General features: G+C 66.6%; 16 protein-coding genes. 9 read left to right on the top strand and 7 right to left on the bottom strand.

The window, feature by feature from the left end; translation table 11 throughout:
- The first annotated feature begins 99 nt into the window (after window positions 1–99).
- Both MasN3_RS09050 and nhaA read left to right on the top strand, forming a co-directional pair.
- Window positions 100–1,572, top strand: a complete 1,473-nt coding sequence (locus tag MasN3_RS09050; protein ID WP_281913665.1) for an alanine/glycine:cation symporter family protein — start codon at window positions 100–102, stop codon at window positions 1,570–1,572.
- 180 nt (window positions 1,573–1,752) lie between these two features.
- Entirely contained in the window at window positions 1,753–2,970 is a 1,218-nt protein-coding gene (gene nhaA, locus MasN3_RS09045) for a Na+/H+ antiporter NhaA (RefSeq protein ID WP_281913664.1), read from the top strand.
- A 13-nt stretch (window positions 2,971–2,983) separates the two neighbouring features.
- On the opposite strand, the gene MasN3_RS09040 is transcribed toward nhaA, so the two are convergent.
- The gene (locus MasN3_RS09040) at window positions 2,984–3,493 is read right to left on the bottom strand and encodes a hypothetical protein (RefSeq protein ID WP_281913663.1); all 510 of its coding nucleotides are present in this window, start codon (window positions 3,491–3,493) and stop codon (window positions 2,984–2,986) included.
- A gap of 179 nt (window positions 3,494–3,672) precedes the next feature.
- Here MasN3_RS09040 and ygiD point away from each other — a divergent pair, with 179 nt between their 5' ends.
- Entirely contained in the window at window positions 3,673–4,539 is an 867-nt protein-coding gene (gene ygiD / locus MasN3_RS09035) for a 4,5-DOPA dioxygenase extradiol (protein ID WP_281913661.1), read from the top strand.
- 9 nt (window positions 4,540–4,548) lie between these two features.
- On the opposite strand, the gene MasN3_RS09030 is transcribed toward ygiD, so the two are convergent.
- Window positions 4,549–5,208 (bottom strand): class I SAM-dependent methyltransferase, encoded by a 660-nt coding sequence (locus MasN3_RS09030; RefSeq protein ID WP_281913660.1) that lies wholly within the window; start codon window positions 5,206–5,208, stop codon window positions 4,549–4,551.
- Window positions 5,209–5,223: 15 nt separating this feature from the next.
- Window positions 5,224–6,162, bottom strand: a complete 939-nt coding sequence (locus tag MasN3_RS09025; RefSeq protein WP_281913659.1) for a CysB family HTH-type transcriptional regulator — start codon at window positions 6,160–6,162, stop codon at window positions 5,224–5,226.
- A 188-nt stretch (window positions 6,163–6,350) separates the two neighbouring features.
- On the opposite strand from MasN3_RS09025, the gene MasN3_RS09020 reads away from it, so the two are divergent.
- The 6 genes from MasN3_RS09020 to cobA are packed head-to-tail and all read left to right on the top strand — an operon-like array spanning window position 6,351 to window position 12,323.
- On the top strand, window positions 6,351–8,039 hold the full coding sequence (locus MasN3_RS09020) for a nitrite/sulfite reductase (protein WP_281913658.1): 1,689 nt from the start codon (window positions 6,351–6,353) through the stop codon (window positions 8,037–8,039).
- Window positions 8,032–8,595 carry a DUF934 domain-containing protein gene (locus tag MasN3_RS09015; RefSeq protein WP_281913657.1) on the top strand — a complete coding sequence of 188 codons (564 nt, stop codon included), beginning with the start codon at window positions 8,032–8,034 and terminating at the stop codon, window positions 8,593–8,595. Before MasN3_RS09020 ends, MasN3_RS09015 begins: the two co-directional genes overlap by 8 nt.
- A gap of 10 nt (window positions 8,596–8,605) precedes the next feature.
- Window positions 8,606–9,322, top strand: a complete 717-nt coding sequence (locus MasN3_RS09010) for a phosphoadenylyl-sulfate reductase (protein WP_281913655.1) — start codon at window positions 8,606–8,608, stop codon at window positions 9,320–9,322.
- Window positions 9,323–9,347: 25 nt separating this feature from the next.
- On the top strand, window positions 9,348–10,286 hold the full coding sequence (gene cysD / locus MasN3_RS09005; RefSeq protein WP_281913654.1) for a sulfate adenylyltransferase subunit CysD: 939 nt from the start codon (window positions 9,348–9,350) through the stop codon (window positions 10,284–10,286).
- Entirely contained in the window at window positions 10,286–11,593 is a 1,308-nt protein-coding gene (locus MasN3_RS09000; protein WP_281913653.1) for a sulfate adenylyltransferase subunit 1, read from the top strand. The genes cysD and MasN3_RS09000 overlap by 1 nt, the downstream gene beginning before the upstream one ends.
- Window positions 11,594–11,606: 13 nt before the next feature.
- Window positions 11,607–12,323, top strand: coding sequence for a uroporphyrinogen-III C-methyltransferase (cobA, locus tag MasN3_RS08995; protein ID WP_281913651.1), 717 nt, complete (start codon window positions 11,607–11,609; stop codon window positions 12,321–12,323).
- A gap of 9 nt (window positions 12,324–12,332) precedes the next feature.
- Here cobA and MasN3_RS08990 read toward each other — a convergent pair whose 3' ends face one another.
- The 4 genes from MasN3_RS08990 to lptF all read right to left on the bottom strand — a co-directional run bounded on the left by MasN3_RS08990 (window position 12,333) and on the right by lptF (window position 17,515).
- Entirely contained in the window at window positions 12,333–14,591 is a 2,259-nt protein-coding gene (locus tag MasN3_RS08990; protein WP_281913650.1) for a DUF4214 domain-containing protein, read from the bottom strand.
- Between the two features lie 200 nt (window positions 14,592–14,791).
- Window positions 14,792–15,160 carry a sirohydrochlorin chelatase gene (locus MasN3_RS08985; RefSeq protein ID WP_281913649.1) on the bottom strand — a complete coding sequence of 123 codons (369 nt, stop codon included), beginning with the start codon at window positions 15,158–15,160 and terminating at the stop codon, window positions 14,792–14,794.
- A 7-nt stretch (window positions 15,161–15,167) separates the two neighbouring features.
- A complete protein-coding gene (gene lptG / locus MasN3_RS08980; protein ID WP_281913648.1) occupies window positions 15,168–16,352 on the bottom strand; it encodes an LPS export ABC transporter permease LptG in 1,185 nt (394 codons plus the stop codon).
- Window positions 16,349–17,515 carry an LPS export ABC transporter permease LptF gene (lptF, locus tag MasN3_RS08975; protein ID WP_281913647.1) on the bottom strand — a complete coding sequence of 389 codons (1,167 nt, stop codon included), beginning with the start codon at window positions 17,513–17,515 and terminating at the stop codon, window positions 16,349–16,351. Before lptF ends, lptG begins: the two co-directional genes overlap by 4 nt.
- Window positions 17,516–17,538: the final 23 nt, after the last annotated feature.

The following is a 17,538-nucleotide window of genomic DNA, read 5'->3' as shown; positions in this document are numbered from 1 at the left end:
TTGCACTCCACGAGAGGCCGGGCAGCGTTTCCGGCCATGTTCACAACACGAAGACGGGCCCACAAAGCCCGTACCTCCTTGCTCCGGGGAAACAAGTAAATGAATGAGTTGGTCACTACCCTGAATGAATATGTCTGGAGCACGGCGCTGATCGCGCTGTGCCTGGGCACCGGGCTGTATTTCTCCGTCCGTTCGCGCTTCCTGCAACTGCGTCACTTGCGGGAAATGACCCGCCTGATGATGGACGGAAAAAGCTCCGACCAGGGCGTGTCCTCCTTCCAGGCCCTGACCATGACGCTGGCCGGCCGCGTCGGCACCGGCAACATCGCCGGCGTCGCCACCGCCATCACCTTCGGCGGCCCCGGCGCCGTGTTCTGGATGTGGATGGTGGCCTTCCTCGGCGCCAGCTCGGCCTTCGTCGAATCGACCCTGGGCCAGGTGTACAAGGAATCGATCAACAAGCAGTACCGCGGCGGCCCCGCCTTCTACATCGAAAAGGGCCTGGGCGTGAAATGGTACGCCCTGCTGTTCGCGTTCGTGACCGTCATCGCCACCGGCCTGCTGCTGCCGGGCGTGCAGGCCAATTCGATCGCCGAAAGCCTCAAGACCGCCGCCGGGGTCGATACCACCGTCACCGGCGCGCTGCTGGCGATCGCCCTGGCCTTCATCATCTTCGGCGGCGTCAAGCGCATCGCCACCTTCGCCGAATACGTGGTGCCCTTCATGGCGCTCGGCTACATCGTGGTGGCCTGCATCATCGTCGCCCTCCACATCGAGCAGCTGCCGAACGTACTGGGCCTGATCTTCCGCTCGGCCTTCGCGATGGACGCCGGCTTCGGCGCCATCATCGGCATGGCGATCCAGTGGGGCGTCAAGCGCGGCGTGTATTCGAACGAAGCCGGCCAGGGCACCGGCCCCCACGCCTCGTCGGCGGCGGAAGTGAGCCATCCGGCCAAGCAGGGCCTGGTGCAGGGCTTCTCGGTCTACGTCGACACCCTGTTCGTGTGCTCGGCCACCGCCTTCATGCTCCTGATCACCGGCCAGTACAACGTCCAGGCGCCGGACGGCACCCCGATGTTCACCGGCGTGCAGGGCGTGGCCGCCGGTCCGGGCTATGTCCAGACCGCGCTGGAAAACATCATGCCGGGCTTCGGTGCGCTGTTCGTCGCCATCGCCCTGCTGTTCTTCGCCTTCACGACGATCGTGGCCTACTACTACATCGCCGAGACCAACATCGCCTACATCAACCGCGCCACCAGCCGCCCGTGGATGGCCTTCGTGCTGAAGCTGTGCATCATCGCCGCCACCTTCTACGGCACCGTCCGCACCGCCGATGCGGCCTGGGCGCTGGGCGACCTGGGCGTGGGCCTGATGGCCTGGCTGAACATCATCGCCATCCTCCTGATGCGCAACGTGGCCTTCAAGTGCCTGCGCGACTACGAGGCCCAGAAGGCCCAGGGCAAGGACCCGGTCTTCGATCCGGTGGCGCTCGGCATCAAGAACGCCGACTACTGGGTGCAGCGCAACAGCCAGGCGGCAGCGCAGGACAAGACCGCGGAAACCGTCCGCTAAGCACGGCAGGCCACGCCCGGCCTGCCGGGCGTGGTATCATGACCGCGGGTGATCGTGCCGCGCAAGGCACGACAGGATGCGCGATGGTCGGGCCGCCACGCGGTTTATGCGCGACCATCCCATGCACAACGTCCATCCCATCTCCACCTCCGTTTCCCGTCATGCCGCCATGGAGGCTGCATGATCCGCATCGAACGCCCCCTCTCGCTGAGCTTCAAGGAATTCTTCGCGTCGAGCAAGGCCGGCGGCATCATCCTGATCCTCTGCACGATCCTCTCGCTGTCGGTCGCCAACTCCACGCTCGGCCCCGCCTGGCTCGGCTTCTGGCACCAGTACGTCGCCGGACTGAGCATCGAGCACTGGGTCAACGACGCCCTGATGGCGATCTTCTTCCTCTTGATCGGCCTTGAACTGAAGCGCGAGCTGGTCAACGGCGAATTGTCCGACCTGAGAAACGCCATGCTGCCGATGCTGGCCGCCGCGGGCGGCATCGCAGTGCCCGCCCTGATCCACTTCGGCCTGAACGCCGGCACGGCGACCCAGGCCGGCGTCGGCATCCCGATGGCCACCGACATCGCCTTCGCGCTCGGCGTGCTGGCCCTGCTGGGCAGCCGGGTGCCGGCTTCGCTGAAGATCTTCCTGACCGCGCTGGCCGTCATGGACGACCTCGGGGCGATCGTCGTCATCGCCCTGTTCTATACCGCCGAGCTGTCCTTCCTGTACCTGCTGGGGGCGCTGGCCGTGTTCGCCGGCTTGCTGGCGCTGAACCGGGTGCTGCGCGTGATGGCGCTGCTGCCGTACATAGCGGGTGGCGCGCTGATGTGGTTCCTGATGCTGGAGTCCGGCGTGCACGCGACCATCGCGGGTGTCCTGCTGGCCTTCACGATCCCGTATTCAAGCAGGGAAGACGATGCTCAGTCGCCCTCGCACCGGCTGGAACACATCCTGCACAAGCCGGTGACCTTCCTGATCCTGCCGATCTTCGCGCTGGCCAATACCGGCATCATCATCGGGGCCGGGTGGGAAACCGAACTGCTCAGCGCGAACAGCCTCGGCATCATCCTCGGCCTGGTCGCCGGCAAGCCGGTCGGGATCTTCCTGTTCAGCTTTGCGGCGGTCGCGCTCGGGCTGTGCCGGCTGCCGCTGGACCTGGCCTGGCGCCACATCCTGGGCGCCGGCCTGCTGGGCGGAATCGGCTTCACGATGTCGATCTTCATCACCAACCTCGCCTTCGTCGGCGCGGGCGACACCATCAACGCCTCCAAGATGGCGATCCTGGTCGCATCATTGGTGGCGGGCGTCGCCGGCTTCACCTGGCTCAAGCTGCTGGGCGGGCCGCTGGCCACGGACCGCGATACCGATACGCTGGATTTCGAGGCGGACGAGGCGCCCCGCTAAAAAGCAGCGTCGCTCAGCGGGCGGTGGCGCGCTGCAGCGGCGTGCGCCCATGCTCGTGCTGCCCGCGGGTCGACAAGGCCACGATGGCGCTGCCGGCGGCGACGATCAGCGCGTCTTCGATCAGTCCGCTGCGGGTCTGCCCCATGCGCGCCATGGCCTGCTTGCGGCCGGCCAGGGTCAGGTAGGCCAGCGGCACGGCGGTGGCAACCGCAGCCGCCGCGCCGGCCTTTTCGTGGCCGCGCGGCGCGAGCGCGGCGCCGGCGATGCCGGCGCTCATGACCCGCGCCAGCAAGCCCAGGAACACGGTGCGGTCGGGCGCGGTTTTCATCTTGTCGCCGATCAGCTCACCCGCGCCCATCGCCAGTGCGCCGTACTTGAACAGCGGGCGGTCGAGCAGGAACAGTTCGCCCGGGGTGTCGCGCTTGGCCATGCGGGCGGTGGCGATGGTGGCCATCGGGGTCATCGAGCGGGCGCTGGCGACAGCGCCGATCAGTACGGAGGAAAGCAGGCTGCGAAAGTTCATTGTGAGGGGCTCCTGTGCAAGTCGTTGAAGGGTCACTCAACTGTAGTCAATCTTGCAAGATGGTGTCGCCGGCCTGGTCCGGGCAAGGGTGTCCGGCCATGGGGATCGCCGCGCGCCGCGATCCCGGTGTACCATCGACCACACCGGATCTGCCGCAGCGCGGCCAAGGAGAGAGCACCATGTCGACCAGCGGTCCCCGCATGCCCGCCGTCTTCATCGGCCACGGTTCGCCGATGAACACGCTCGAAATCAACGAGTTCACGGATACCTGGCGCGCGCTTGGGCGCGTGCTGCCACGGCCGCGCGCCGTGCTGGCCATCTCGGCGCACTGGTTCATCCAGGGCAGCGCGGTCACCGCAATGCCGCGTCCCAAGGTGATCCACGACTTCTACGGCTTTCCGAAGGAGCTGTTTGCCTTCGACTATCCCGCGCCGGGCAGCCCCGACCTCGCGCATGAAGTCGCCGAACTGCTGCAACCCACCTATATCGGCATGGACATGGACAGCTGGGGGCTCGACCACGGCACCTGGTCGGTCCTGGCACATGTCTTCCCCGAGGCGGACGTGCCGGTGGTGCAGATGTCGATCCATGCGGGCGCCCCGCTCGCCTACCACATGGACCTGGGCGCGCGCCTGTCGCCGCTGCGCGATCGCGGCGTCCTGATCCTGGGAAGCGGCAACGTCGTCCACAATCTGCGCCTGGTCGACTGGGCGCGCGGCAACCAAGGCTTCGATTGGGCAGACCGCTTCGACGCCCGCGTGCGCGATCTGATGACGAGCGCCCCTAGCGAGCTGGCCGGGGTCGAATCCGCGCAAGATTACGCGCTCGCCGTGCCCACACCCGAGCATTTCCTGCCCCTGGCCTACCTTGCCGGCCTGTGCCAGGCCAGCGGCGAAATGGCCGCCCCGTTTGCCGAGGCAAGGGCGCTCGGTTCGCTCAGCATGACGAGTTACGTGGTCGGCATGCGGCCGCCGTCCCGGCCCGGGGACGGGGCGGACTCGCAGACGCTGCCGGACCGGGTGCCCCCGGAGCAGACGAATATCTGAGGGTGCCGATCACTTCAGGCGGCAGGTCAGCGCCCAGCAGCTGTCCCAGCGGCCGATCTTGATCTCGCGCACCGCCGTGCCGAGGCGCTTGCGCAGCGCGCTGTCGGTCGGGTAGTTCTTGGGCAGCTCGTGGCGCTTGCCTTCGGCGTCGACGAACTGGGCCCAGGTATTGCCCTGGGCATCGGTGCGTGCGACCGTCGGGCTGGCGCCCTCGACGTACTCGTCGTCGATCAGCACCAGCAGTGCGTTCGAGCCGACGCGGGCGCGCAGGCCGGCGATGAAGGCGTCCTGCTCTTCCTTCTTGAAATGCGACCACAGGAAGCCGGCGAATACCGCCGTAAATTTACCGAGGTCGGTCGGCAAATTCAGCGCATCGGCCACGCGGTACTGCACGTTCTCCAGCCCTTCCCCGTGCTCGCGCGCGACGTTGAGCATCGCTTCGCTGATGTCGGTGGCCAGCACCGATTGCGCCGTCTCGGCGATCACGTCGGTGAAGTAGCCGGTGCCGCAGCCCAGTTCCAGCACGGTGTGGCCGCGCAACAGCTCGCCGACCTGTTCGGCGACGTCGTCGAGGTCGTCCTGGCGGTCTTCGTCGCTCTCGTCGTGGAACTGGGCGTCGTAATGTTCCGCAATCGCGGTATAGAAATCGGCGACAGGGTTGGTGCTCATGGTGTTTCCTTGTAATTACAGTTCGTAGTTCTCGCCGCCGCGCATGGCGGACTCGACCATCTTGCGGTTGAGGGTCGGGGCGAGCAGCTCGATGAAGGTATAAATGTAGCTGCGCAGGTAGGCACCTTGTTTGACCGCCACGCGCGAGGTGTTCATGCCGAACAGGTGGCCGACGGGAATGGCGCGCAGGTTGCGGTCGCGTTCGGGGTCGAAGGCCATGCCGGCGATGATGCCCACGCCCATGCCCAGCTCGACATAGGTCTTGATGACGTCGGCATCGATGGCTTCCAGCAAGACGTCCGGCTTCAAGCTGCGCAGGCCGAAGGCATGGTCGATCTTGCTGCGGCCGGCAAAGGCGGCGTCGTAGGTGATGACCGGGTAGCTGGCGATTTCCTCCAGCGACACGGCTCTCGAGCGCAGCAGTGGATGCTCGACCGGCACCACCAGCACGTGTTCCCACTGGTAGCACGGCAGCGTAATCAGGCCTTCGATGGCGGCGATCGACTCGGTGGCGATGGCCAGGTCGGCCTGGTCGTTCTTGACCATGTCGGCAATCTGCTTCGGATTACCCTGCAATAAAGACAGGCGCACCTTGGGAAACTTCTGCATGAAGGCCTGCACCACCTTGGGCAGCATGTAGCGCGCCTGGGTGTGGGTGGTGGCGATGGTGAAGCTGCCGCTGTCGTGGGCCGCGTATTCCTTGCCGATGCGCTTGAGGCTGTCGATCTCCTGCATGATCAGCTCGACCGACTGCAGGACCAGGCGGCCCGGCTCGGTCAGCCCGCGGATGCGCTTGCCGTGGCGGGTGAAGATGTCGACGCCGAGCTCCTCCTCGAGCTCGATGATCGCTTTCGACACCCCCGGCTGGGAGGTAAACAGCGCCTTGGCCGCATCGGTCAGGTTGTAGTTCTGGCGTACGGCTTCGCGCACGAAGCGCAGCTGGTGAAGGTTCATGTGGTGGTCGGTTGTCCTATAGGTCTTGTTAAAGCGTCAGCAGATGACATTTTAAGATGCTTATTCAAGTTACGCATATAAGCAAATGAATTCTCCGTAGTTTGGAATATAAGCACCCATCCGTACACTTGGCCAACCATTTATCGGGTGGACGGTGTAACAACGGTCTGCCCTCACTGGACGAGACCATGTACCGCTACGACCACTACGACCATCTCATCGTGCGCGAACGCATCGCGCAGTACCGCAGCCAGGTGGAACGGCGCCTGAACGGTGAGCTGACCGAGGAAGAATTCATCCCCCTGCGCCTGCAGAACGGCCTCTACATGCAGCGCCACGCCTACATGCTGCGCGTGGCGGTGCCCTATGGCCTGCTGGCGTCGAAGCAGATGCGCATGTTCGCTCATATTGCCCGTAAGTACGACCGCGGCTACGGCCATTTCACTACCCGCCAGAACATCCAGTACAACTGGATTGAGCTGGAGCAAACTCCGCAAATCCTGGAAGACCTGGCCTCGGTCGAGATGCACGCCATCCAGACGTCCGGCAACTGCATCCGCAACATTACTACCGATGAATTCGCGGGCGTGGCGGCCGACGAGATCATCGATCCGCGCCCCTTCGCCGAAATCCTGCGTCAATGGAGCACCTTCCACCCCGAGTTCATCGCCCTGCCGCGCAAGTTCAAGGTGGCCATCAACGGCGCCCTGGAAGACCGCGCCGCGATCGCCATCCACGACATCGGCCTGACCCTGGTGCGCAACGATGCGGGCGAAGTCGGCTTCAAGTTCATGGCCGGCGGCGGCATGGGCCGTACCCCGATCCTGGGCTCGGTCATCCGCGACTTCCTGCCCTGGCAGCACCTGCTGACCTATACCGAAGCCGTGATGCGCGTGTACAACCAGCACGGCCGCCGCGACAACAAGTACAAGGCCCGCATCAAGATCCTGCTGAAGGCGCTGGGCGTCGAGGAATTCACGCGCCAGGTCGAGGCCGAGTGGGCCGACCTGAAAGACGGTCCGGAAACCCTGAGCCAGGAAGAATTCGACCGCGTCGCCCAATGGTTCCAGCCGCACGGCTACGCCAAGCTGGACGACATCGACGTGAGCGCCCAGCACGCGGACAACCGCGCCTTCGCCAACTGGGTCAACCGCAACGTCAAGCCGCACAAGGTCCCGGGCTATGCCGCCGTGGTGCTGTCGCTCAAGAAGACCGGCGTGCCGCCGGGCGACGCCACCGCCGAACAGATGGACTTCGTGGCCGACCTGGCCGACAAGTACAGCTTCGGCGAACTGCGCGTGACCCACGAGCAGAACCTGGTGCTGGCCGACGTCGAGCAGTCGAAGCTGTTCGAACTGTGGCAGCTGGCCAAGGCCAAGGGCCTGGCCACGCCGAACATCGGCCTGCTGACCGACATCATCGCCTGCCCGGGCGGCGACTTCTGCTCGCTGGCGAACGCCAAGTCGCTCCCGATCGCGGCCGCCATCGCGGAACGCTTCGACAACCTCGACTTCCAGCACGACATCGGCGACATCGAACTGAACATCTCGGGCTGCATCAACGCCTGCGGCCACCACCACGTGGGCGCGATCGGCATCCTGGGCGTCGACAAGGACGGCAGCGAGTGGTACCAGGTGTCGATCGGCGGCTCGCAGGGCAATCATTCGGCCATCGGCAAGATCATCGGCCCGTCCTTCTCGGCCGTGCAGATGCCGGAAGTGGTCGGCCGCCTGCTCGAAGTCTACGTGCGCGAGCGCTTCGAAGGCGAACGTTTCGTCGATGCCGTGCAGCGCCTCGGCATCACGCCGTTCAAGGAACATGTCTATGCCACGCCGATCGCGGCGGGCGAACTGGTTGGGGAAGACCACTATGCCTAATCTCGTCCTGCACAAGCAGATCATCAAACACCGCGACGTGGTCGAGGACGACTGGAGCGTGCTGCGCCTGGTGGAAGGCGAAGCACCGGACACCGTGGAAGTGCCGGAAGGCCGCGTCATCGTGCCGCTGACCGTATGGCAGGCCCAGCGCGCCGCCCTGTCCGGCCGCGCCGACATCGGCGTCTGGCTGGCGCCAGACGAACAGGCGGCCGCGCTCAAGGACGACCTGCACCGCTTTGGCGTGGTGGCCGTGGACTTCCCGAAGTTCTCGGACGGCCGCGGCTACTCGACCGCCTTCAATTTGCGCAAGCGCCTGGCCTATACCGGCGAGCTGCGCGCGATCGGCGACGTGCTGCGCGACCAGCTGTGGCCCATGTCGCGGGTCGGCTTCGACGCCTTCGCCACCCGCCAGGACCGCAGCATCATCGATGCGCTCAAGGGCCTGACCGTGTTCTCGGAAACCTACCAGGCCTCGGTCGACCAGCCGCTGCCGCTGTTCCGCCGCGCGCCGCGTGGCACGCCGCCGGAACTCACCGACGTCGGCGCCGGCATCTAAGGAAAGCACCATGAGCGACCTGCACCGCCGCGTCGAAGAAACGAACGCCATCCTGGCGCGCATCGCCCGCGACTACGCGCCCGCCGTGTTCGCATCGAGCCTGGCGGCCGAGGACATGGTCCTGACCGACCTGATCCTCAAAGCGAAACTGCCGATCGGGATCTTCTCGCTCGAGACCGGGCGCCTGCATGCCGAAACGCTGGACATGCTGGCCAGAGTGCGCGAGACCTACGGCTACCAGATCGCCTTGTTCCGCCCGCAGCCGGAAGCGGTCGACGCCTACGTGGCGCAAAACGGCCTGAACGCCTTCTACGACAGCGTCGAGATGCGCAAGGAATGCTGCCGCGTGCGCAAGGTCGAGCCTTTAGGGCGTGCCCTGGCCGGCAACAAGGCCTGGATCACCGGCCAGCGCCGCGCCCAGTCGACCACCCGCGCCGAACTGGCCGTGCAGGAAGACGATGCCGCGCACGGCCTGCAGAAGTTCAACCCGCTGGCCGACTGGTCCGAGGAAAACGTCTGGGAATACCTGCGCAGTAATAAGGTGCCCTACAACGCCCTGCACGACCGCGGCTACCCCTCGATCGGCTGCGAACCCTGCACCCGCGCGATCCAGCCGGGCGAGGACGTGCGCGCCGGCCGCTGGTGGTGGGAGAACCCAGAATCGAAGGAATGCGGCCTGCACGTGGTCGACGGCAAACTCATTCGCATCAAATCCGTGGCGGCGTGATCCGCCCTCTATCAGGCAAAACAATATGACGACAGTATTCGACAACGCGGGCGTGCTCACCGACATGAACGCGCGCCATCTCGACGCCCTCGAGTCCGAGGCCATCCATATCCTGCGCGAGGTGGCCGCCGAATGCAGCAATCCTGCCCTGCTGTTCTCGGGCGGCAAGGATTCGGTTGTCCTGCTGCGCCTGGCCGAAAAGGCCTTCCGCCCGGGCAAATTCCCGTTCCCGCTGGTGCACATCGACACCGGCCACAACTTCGACGAAGTGATCGCCTTCCGCGACGCCCGCGTCGCGGAACTGGGCGAGCGCCTGATCGTCGGCTCGGTCGAGGAGTCGATCCGGCGCGGCACCGTGCGCCTGCGCAACCCGCAAACCGATTCGCGCAACGCGGCCCAGGCCGTGACCCTGCTGGAAACCATCGCCGAACACGGTTTCGACGCCTGCATCGGCGGCGCCCGCCGCGACGAGGAAAAGGCGCGCGCCAAGGAGCGCATCTTCTCCTTCCGCGACGAGTTCGGCCAGTGGGACCCGAAGGCCCAGCGTCCGGAACTGTGGGACCTGTATAACACCCGCGTCCATCCGGGCGAGAACATGCGCGTGTTCCCGATCTCGAACTGGACCGAACTCGACGTGTGGCAGTACATCGCCCGCGAAAAGCTGGCCCTGCCCCCGATCTACTTCGCGCACCAGCGCCAGGTGATCCCGCGTAACGGCCTGCTGGTGCCGCTGACCCCACTGACCCCTGCCCGTGAAGGCGAAACCGTCGAGACCCGCACCGTGCGCTTCCGCACCGTGGGCGACATCTCCTGCACCTGCCCGGTGGCGTCGAGTGCCAGCACGGTGGAGAACATCATCTCCGAAACCGCCGTCACCGAAGTGACCGAACGCGGCGCGACCCGGATGGACGACCAGACCTCCGAAGCCTCGATGGAAAAACGCAAGAAGCAAGGATATTTCTGATGAACGCCATGACTGACAACTTGAACCAGCGCGGTCTGCTGCGCTTCATTACCGCCGGCTCGGTGGACGACGGCAAGAGCACCCTGATCGGCCGCCTGCTGTACGACAGCAAGGGCATCTTCGCCGACCAGCTGGCCGCCGTCTCGCGCTCGAAGCACAAGCGCACCGTGGGCGACACCATCGACCTGTCGCTGCTGACCGACGGCCTGGAAGCCGAGCGCGAACAGGGCATCACCATCGACGTGGCCTACCGCTACTTCGCCACGCCGAAGCGCAAGTTCATCATCGCCGACACCCCGGGCCACGAGCAGTACACCCGCAACATGGTGACCGGCGCCTCGACCGCGGACGCCGTGATCATCCTGGTGGACGTCTCCAAGGTGAAGCTGGGCGAGGACGGCAGCGTGAGCCTGCTCACGCAAACCAAGCGCCACTCGACCATCGCCAAGCTGCTGCAGATCGAGCACGTGATCGTGGCCGTCAACAAGATGGACCTGGTGAACTACGACCAGACCGTGTACGAGCGCATCGTGGCGGCCTACGGCGCATTCGCCCGGTCGCTGGGCCTGAAGGACGTCACCGCGATCCCGCTGTCGGCACTCAGCGGCGACAACGTGGTGCTCGCCTCCGAGCGGATGCCGTGGTACGGGGGCCCGACCCTGATCGAGCTGCTCGAAGGCCTGTCGGTCTACGACGAATCGCACGCCGCCCCGCTGCGCTTCCCGGTGCAACTGGTGGCGCGCCACAACGGCCACGAAGCCAAGGACTTCCGCGGCTACATGGGCCGCATCGAGTCGGGCAAGGTCTCGGTCGGCGACAAGCTGGTGGTGCAGCCTTCGGGCCAGCAGGCGACCGTCAAGGAGATCGTCACCTTCGACGGTTCCCTGCAATCGGCCGTGGCCGGCCAGTCGGTCACCCTGCTGCTGAACGAGTACCTGGACATCTCGCGTGGCGACCTGCTCGCCAGCGCCGAGCAGCCGGCAACCCAGCTCAAGCAGGTGGTAGCGGACGTGTGCTGGATGTCGGACGAGCCGCTGGACCTGCGCCGCAAGTACTGGATCAAACATGGTACCCGCCAGACCGCCGCCAAGGTCAAGCAGGTCGACAGCATCCTGGACGTCAACACCCAGCAACGCCACGCGGCAGAGGGCCTGAAGCTGAACGACATCGCCACCGTGCAGCTCTCCGTCCAGCAGCCGCTGGCGGCCGACGCCTATTGCGACAACCGCGCAACGGGCGCCTTCATCCTGATCGACGAAGTCACCCACCAGACCGTCGCAGCGGGTATGATCCGTCTGGATCAATAAGCGAAGGAAGCGTATGGGGGCACTGGGCAAAGTCTATCTGGTAGGAGCCGGACCCGGTGCCGCCGACCTCATCACCGTACGCGGCGCGCGCCTGCTCGCGCAGGCCGACGTCGTGCTCTATGACGCCCTGGTCACGCCCGAGATGCTGGCCTTGTGCCGCCAGGCCGAGCTGATCTCGGTCGGCAAGCGCTCGGGCCAGCGCTCCACGGCGCAAACCCTGATCAACCAGCAGCTGGTCGAATGCGCCGGCAAATTCAGGCAGGTGGTGCGCCTGAAGGGCGGCGACCCGATGCTGTTCGGGCGCGCCGACGAGGAATTGCGCGCGCTGGAAGCGGCCGGCATCGAGGTCGAAGTCGTCCCCGGCATCACCACCGCGGTCGCGGCGGCGGCGGCGACCAAGCAGCCGCTGACCAAGCGCGGCGTGGCGCGCAGCGTCGCCTTCTTCACGTCCAGCACCGCCCAAGGCCAGCCCGATCACCCGGCCTTGCCCGAGACCGACACCCTGGTGCAATACATGGGCGGGCGCGAAGCCGCGGCCACCGCCGAGCGCCTGCTGGCGGAAGGACGGCGCCCGGACCTGCCGGTGGTAGTGGTGGAAAACTGCAGCCGGGCGGATGAACGTATCCTGCGCTTGCGCTTATCCGATCTGGCGCGCGGCCTGGAGCCGGGGCATGGGCCGGTGCTGGTGATGCTGGGCGAGGCGCTCGCCAAGCGCGAACACCAATCGTAAGGACCTGCCTCAGCCCCAGGGCAGGAACTCGATCCCGTTCTGGATCGACCCGATCACCTGCGCCTGGTTCTCCGCGCTTTCGCTGAAGAAGGCCAGCACCTGCTCGCGCGGGGTGTGCAGCTCGGTCAGGACATTCATCCAGTAATCGTAACCCGCGCCTTCGGCGCTGCGGTGCAGCACGTTGTTATAGAGCAGGCCCACGAACTGCGCGTCGCTCGCGTTGGCGCCGTACAGGCTCTTGAATTCGTCGCTGCCCGCGAAGCCCGCCGCCACCTGCTCCAGGGTCTGGCCCGCATCCATCATCTTGATCCAGTAACCCACGCCCGCCTTGTCCGGTGCGCGGTCGAATGCCGCCCGGTACAGGCGGTAAGCCTGGCCAGCCGTACCCTCGATGTCCAATGCCACCGAGACGTCGGCGAATTGCAGGCGCTCGACGTTGACCAGCGTGTCGGTGCCGCCGGCGCCGAAGCGGTCGACGACGGTGGTGCCGGCCGCGCCGCGCGTGATGTCGAACAGGCTCCTGTAGCCGCCGTACTCGACGGTGTCGATGCCGCCCAGGCCGTCGATTTTCTGCTTGCCGGCGATGGACTTGATCAGGTTGGCGCCATCGCTGCCGTGCACCGTGCCGGCGACCGCGGAGCCGCTGCCCGTGCTGGTGCCGGTGCCGCCCGAACCCGGGGACGGCGCGGGGGACGGGGTCACGATCGGCGCTGGCGCCGGGGCCGGGGCCGGGGCCGGAGCTGGCGCCAGAGCCGGGACAGGGGCCGGAGCCGGTTCCGGCGCCGTACCTGCCGCCGGCGCGCTCCCGGCCAGCACACGCGCTTCGACCTGGACGCTGCCGTCGGCCTGGGTATCGACCCAGGCGGCCGCGAATCCGCCGTTGGCCAGTACGCTCAGCACCGGGTTGGCCTGGTCGCCCTGGCGCATTTCGTTGATCCCGAATTCGCGCGCGTCGAGCGCGGCGCCATCGGCGCCGAAGCGCCGGCCGAAGACGCCGTTGCCGTCGAAATCGCCGCCGGCGCTCTGCCATGCGACCAGGAAGCCGCCGTCGGCCAGTGCGACCGTGTTCGCCTCGAAGCGGCCGCCGCCGCCATCCAGGTTCGCCTGCGTCATCCCGCCCAGGCGCTGGCCGGCGGCGTCGAAGCGCTGGAAGAAGATGTCGCTGCTCGCGAAGCCCCAGGGGGAATTGGCATAGCTGTCCCAGGTCACCACGAAGCCGCCCCCGGCCAGCACGGTGACGCTCGGCTGCGGCGCCGCCGTGGCGATGCTGGCGGCCAGTCCGTCGCCGCTGACCAGGATGGTCGCGCCGCCGGCCTGCGCGGCATAGACGTTGCCGTCGCCCAGCTCGCCCCAGGCGACGACGTAGCCGCCGGCGCCGGCGGCGATGCTCGGGCTGAAGGCCGTCCCCAGCGTGCCGTAGACCTGCTCGGCGCCCAGCGGGTTGCCGTTGGCGTCGGCGCTGCGCACGTGCACCTGGCCGCCGCTGCGCCAGGCGACTGCGAAGGAACCGTCGCGCAATGCGGCCACGTCGGGCATGGCCGTATCCGGGCCGGCTGCGCCCACGACGATCTCGGCGCCCGGCCTGCCGCCGGCGTCGAGGACGCGGTAGGCGATGCGGGTGCCAAGGCCGTCGGTGCTGGTGTAGGCCACCACCGAACGCCCATCGGCCAGCGCGGCCACCGCGGGCGCGCCTTCCACCGCGGCGTCGCTGCTTGAACTGATGGCGAAGACCGGTCCCAGCGCGGCGCCGTCCGCGCTGCGCAGCTGGCCGACCACGCTGGCCTTGGGCCCCTGCCAGACCGCGATGAAGGCGCCGGTCGACAGCGTCGCCAGCTCGGGGTTGGCGGCAGGCGCCGCCGCACCGAGGGCAAACTCGCCGCCGAAGCCGGGCAGGTCGCGCGAGCTGCCCGCTTCGACGTTGTACACCAGGGTCTCGGCGACACCCTTGCCCGGCAGCGGATTGCCGTAGCCGTCGATCTGGTTGCGGTCGTAGTAATGCACGGTGACCGCCACGCCACTGCCGGCCGCCGGCAGCAGCGCCGCGTCGTTGAGGATCAGGCGCGCCGTGGTGTCCGTGGCCGGGTTGTAGGAAACCGAAAACAGGCCCGGCACCGACTGGGCGTCGATGACCCAGCGGCCGCCGGTCAGCAGTCCCCAGTCGATCGGGGTCAGGGTAGCGGCGACGTCGCCGCTGCGCAGGGTGGTGAACAGGACATCGCGGTCGTCGAGGATGCCGACGGGCGCGTAATCGGTGGTATCGGTGCTCATGGGCGGCAAGTTTCTGAAAGCGGGCCGCGCGGGCATGCGCGGCACTGGACAGAAACGATGATGACCTACGGCAACCTAACTTTAAAGATGGAAATTAAATTCCATGTGGCAATATGACGCGAATCCAACGTAATATTGCCGGCTTTGCCAAGCCTGTTAATGCCTTGCCAGCATAAACTGGACAGGACGGCAAATGTACATTAGTCCAGCGCGCGGATGCAGTAGTCGGTCATGGCCGCCTGCACCTGCGGGTCTTCGCCGATGGCGCCGGCCAGTTCCAGGCGCAGCCCGGGATGGGCGGCCCGGATGGCGTCCGCCAGTTGCGGCAGGTCGCGCAGCAGGTGGCCGCCCTGTCCCAGGAATACCGGCACCACCGTGACATGGTCGACGCCCTCGCCCACCAGGGCGTCGACGGCGGCGGGCAGGCGCGGTTCCATCAGTTCGAGGAAAGCCAGGCGCACCGGCACGTCCGGCAGCCTGGCCTGCGACTGCGCGCGCAGGCGCTCGAAGGGTGCGGCCCAGCTCTGGGCGCGGGCGCCGTGGGCGAACAGGACGAGTGCGCGTGTCATGTGCTTGTCAATGCCTTTCCACCCACATCAGGGCGCCGATCGCCAGCAGCAGGAACAGCAGGCTCGGTGCCGCCGCCGTGAAGAAGGCCGGCAGCGCGGTCAGGACGCCCAGGTTCGAGAACAAGGCGTTCAGCAGCAGGAAGCCGACGCCGATCATGATGCCGACAAAAATCTTGAGGCTCACGCCGCCGCTGCGCGTGTGCAGGTAGGCGAAGGGCAGCGCCAGCGCCATCAGCACCAGGATCGACAGCGGATCGATGAGCTTCTTCCAGAATGCCACCTTGAAGCGCCCGGTCTCCTGGCGGTTCTCGGCCAGGTGGCGGGTGTAGACGGCCAGTTCGTTGGCCGACATGCGTTCGGGGTCGGAGCGCGACACCGACAGGATCTTGGGGGTGATTTCCGAGGCCAGGTCGAGGCTGTCGAGCTTGCGGGTGGCGACGGCGGAGGTCTCCTGGCCGAAGGTGGCGGCGACCGACTGCCCCTGCGGCACCGGGGCGCCCGGCGCCGGCAGCACGCGGCTGTTGGTGAACATGGTCTCGGTGACGCCGGTCAGGCGCCAGGTATTGTTGCCGCGGTAGCTGCCGCCATTGGCGGTGATCAGGGCGCGCATGCGCATGTTGGCGTCGAATTCGTACAGGCGCACGTCGACCAGCTGACCGTCGGAGCGGACCTGGCGCACGTTGAAGAAGCGGGTGCCGATCACCGGGCCCTTGACGCCCTCGGCATGAATGCTGTCCTTGGTCCACATGCCGGAGCGGAACTCGCCCGACATGGTCGAGCCCTTGGCGGCCAGGCGCACGCGCTCGGCCAGCGGCGCGGTGCGCGGCGTGATCAGTTCGCCGAAGACGAAGGTGATCAGGACCAGCACGATGCCGACCTTGAACAGCATCCAGGCCGCCATGCGCGTGGACATCGAGGAAGCGCGCATGATGGTGAACTCGGAGCTCGAGGCGAACTGCGCCATCGTGTAGATGGTGCCGATCAGGGCCGCCACCGGCATCACCTGGTAGACGTTGCCGGGCACCAGCAGCAGCACGTACATCAGCGCGTGCTCGAACTCGTAGCCGCCCTTGCCCACCGAAGGCAGCTCGGCGGTGAGGTCCATGAAGGAGATCAGGGCGAGGAAGGCGACCGCCACGAAGGCGACCGCCTGCAGGATGTTAACCGCGAAGTAGCGTTGCAGGATGCTCATTCGGCCTCCGCCTTCGCCAGCGCCTGGGCTGCCGGCGCCTTGCCATGCCCGCCGCGGCGGCGCTTCCAGGCGCCTAGCAGCGCCAGCGGATGCCAGGGGTGATTGACGTTCAGGCGCCAGGCGAACAGCACCGCGACCGTGAGCGCGGCGGCCAGGTGCAGCGGCCACCAGGCCATGTCGAAATCGAACCTGCCGCGCTGGACGCTCTTCTCCATCATCTTGTTCAGGTTTAAGTAGGTAAAGAAGATCAGCAGCGCCAGGATCATGTTGGCCGAACTGCCGGCGCGCGGGTTGACGAAGCCGAGCGGGATCGCCAGCAGCATCAGCACCAGGCAGATGATCGGCGCCGAGATGCGCGCCAGCAGCTCGGCGCGGGTGTACTGGTTCTCGACCTGCAGCAGCACCGAGGTGGGCAAGGCGTTGGCCGGCGTGTCGGTGCCGAGCACCGGCACCCGGGTGGCGACGCGCATCTTGTAGCGGTCGAACTCCATCGACTGGAAGTCGGCCTGCCCCGGGGTGCCGGAATAGCGCCGGCCATTGCTCAGCACCAGGTACTGGCCGCCCCTGCCATCGGACTCGATCACGCCTTCCTTGGCGACCACGACCGAGGTATTGCCGTTCTTGTCCTGCGAATTGACGAATACGTTCTGCACCACGGTGGCGCCGGTGGTGGAACGCTCGACGAAGAACACCCGGTCGCTGGACGAGGATTCGCGGAACTGGCCGGGCGCCACGCGCTTGAGGTCTTCGCGCTTCTGGAAGCGCTCCACGAATTCGGCGCGCTTCAGGGCCGCCCACGGCGCCGCCACCAGCGACAGCGCGGCCACCACGGCCACGATCGGCAGGCCGAAGGTGAGCACCGGGCGGATCCAGCGCATCAGCGAGGCGCCCGAAGCGAACCAGACCACCATTTCGGAATCGCGGTAGCTGCGCGTGACCGCGGCCAGCACCGAAATGAAGACCGTGAGGGTCAGGATGGTGGGAAGGTAATTGAGGATGGCGAAACCGATGAGGGCCAGGACGTCGCTGGGGTCGACCTTGCCGCCGGCGGCCGTGCCGAGGACTTTGATGAGCGTCCAGGTGACAAGGATCGTGAACAGCACCGTAAAGGTGGCGCCGGCCGAACTGGCCAATTCACGTTGCAGGGCGCGTCGAAAGATCATTCAATATATAGCTATAATTGCAG

It is taken from the genome of Massilia varians (assembly GCF_027923905.1).
GTDB classification, from domain to species: domain Bacteria; phylum Pseudomonadota; class Gammaproteobacteria; order Burkholderiales; family Burkholderiaceae_D; genus Telluria; species Telluria varians_B.
Note: the sequence above shows the minus strand (reverse complement) of the source record. Positions and strands in the feature narration are given on the sequence as shown.

Coding starts and splice junctions, on each gene's coding strand:
- MasN3_RS09050 (WP_281913665.1), top strand. CDS start 100: ATGAATGAGTTGGTCACTACCCTGAATGAATATGTCTGGAGCACGGCG.
- MasN3_RS08990 (WP_281913650.1), bottom strand. CDS start 14,591: ATGAGCACCGATACCACCGATTACGCGCCCGTCGGCATCCTCGACGAC.
- lptF (WP_281913647.1), bottom strand. CDS start 17,515: ATGATCTTTCGACGCGCCCTGCAACGTGAATTGGCCAGTTCGGCCGGC.
- ygiD (WP_281913661.1), top strand. CDS start 3,673: ATGTCGACCAGCGGTCCCCGCATGCCCGCCGTCTTCATCGGCCACGGT.
- MasN3_RS09030 (WP_281913660.1), bottom strand. CDS start 5,208: ATGAGCACCAACCCTGTCGCCGATTTCTATACCGCGATTGCGGAACAT.
- cobA (WP_281913651.1), top strand. CDS start 11,607: ATGGGGGCACTGGGCAAAGTCTATCTGGTAGGAGCCGGACCCGGTGCC.
- MasN3_RS09010 (WP_281913655.1), top strand. CDS start 8,606: ATGAGCGACCTGCACCGCCGCGTCGAAGAAACGAACGCCATCCTGGCG.
- cysD (WP_281913654.1), top strand. CDS start 9,348: ATGACGACAGTATTCGACAACGCGGGCGTGCTCACCGACATGAACGCG.
- MasN3_RS09025 (WP_281913659.1), bottom strand. CDS start 6,162: ATGAACCTTCACCAGCTGCGCTTCGTGCGCGAAGCCGTACGCCAGAAC.
- MasN3_RS09040 (WP_281913663.1), bottom strand. CDS start 3,493: ATGAACTTTCGCAGCCTGCTTTCCTCCGTACTGATCGGCGCTGTCGCC.
- nhaA (WP_281913664.1), top strand. CDS start 1,753: ATGATCCGCATCGAACGCCCCCTCTCGCTGAGCTTCAAGGAATTCTTC.
- MasN3_RS09020 (WP_281913658.1), top strand. CDS start 6,351: ATGTACCGCTACGACCACTACGACCATCTCATCGTGCGCGAACGCATC.
- lptG (WP_281913648.1), bottom strand. CDS start 16,352: ATGAGCATCCTGCAACGCTACTTCGCGGTTAACATCCTGCAGGCGGTC.
- MasN3_RS09000 (WP_281913653.1), top strand. CDS start 10,286: ATGAACGCCATGACTGACAACTTGAACCAGCGCGGTCTGCTGCGCTTC.
- MasN3_RS09015 (WP_281913657.1), top strand. CDS start 8,032: ATGCCTAATCTCGTCCTGCACAAGCAGATCATCAAACACCGCGACGTG.
- MasN3_RS08985 (WP_281913649.1), bottom strand. CDS start 15,160: ATGACACGCGCACTCGTCCTGTTCGCCCACGGCGCCCGCGCCCAGAGC.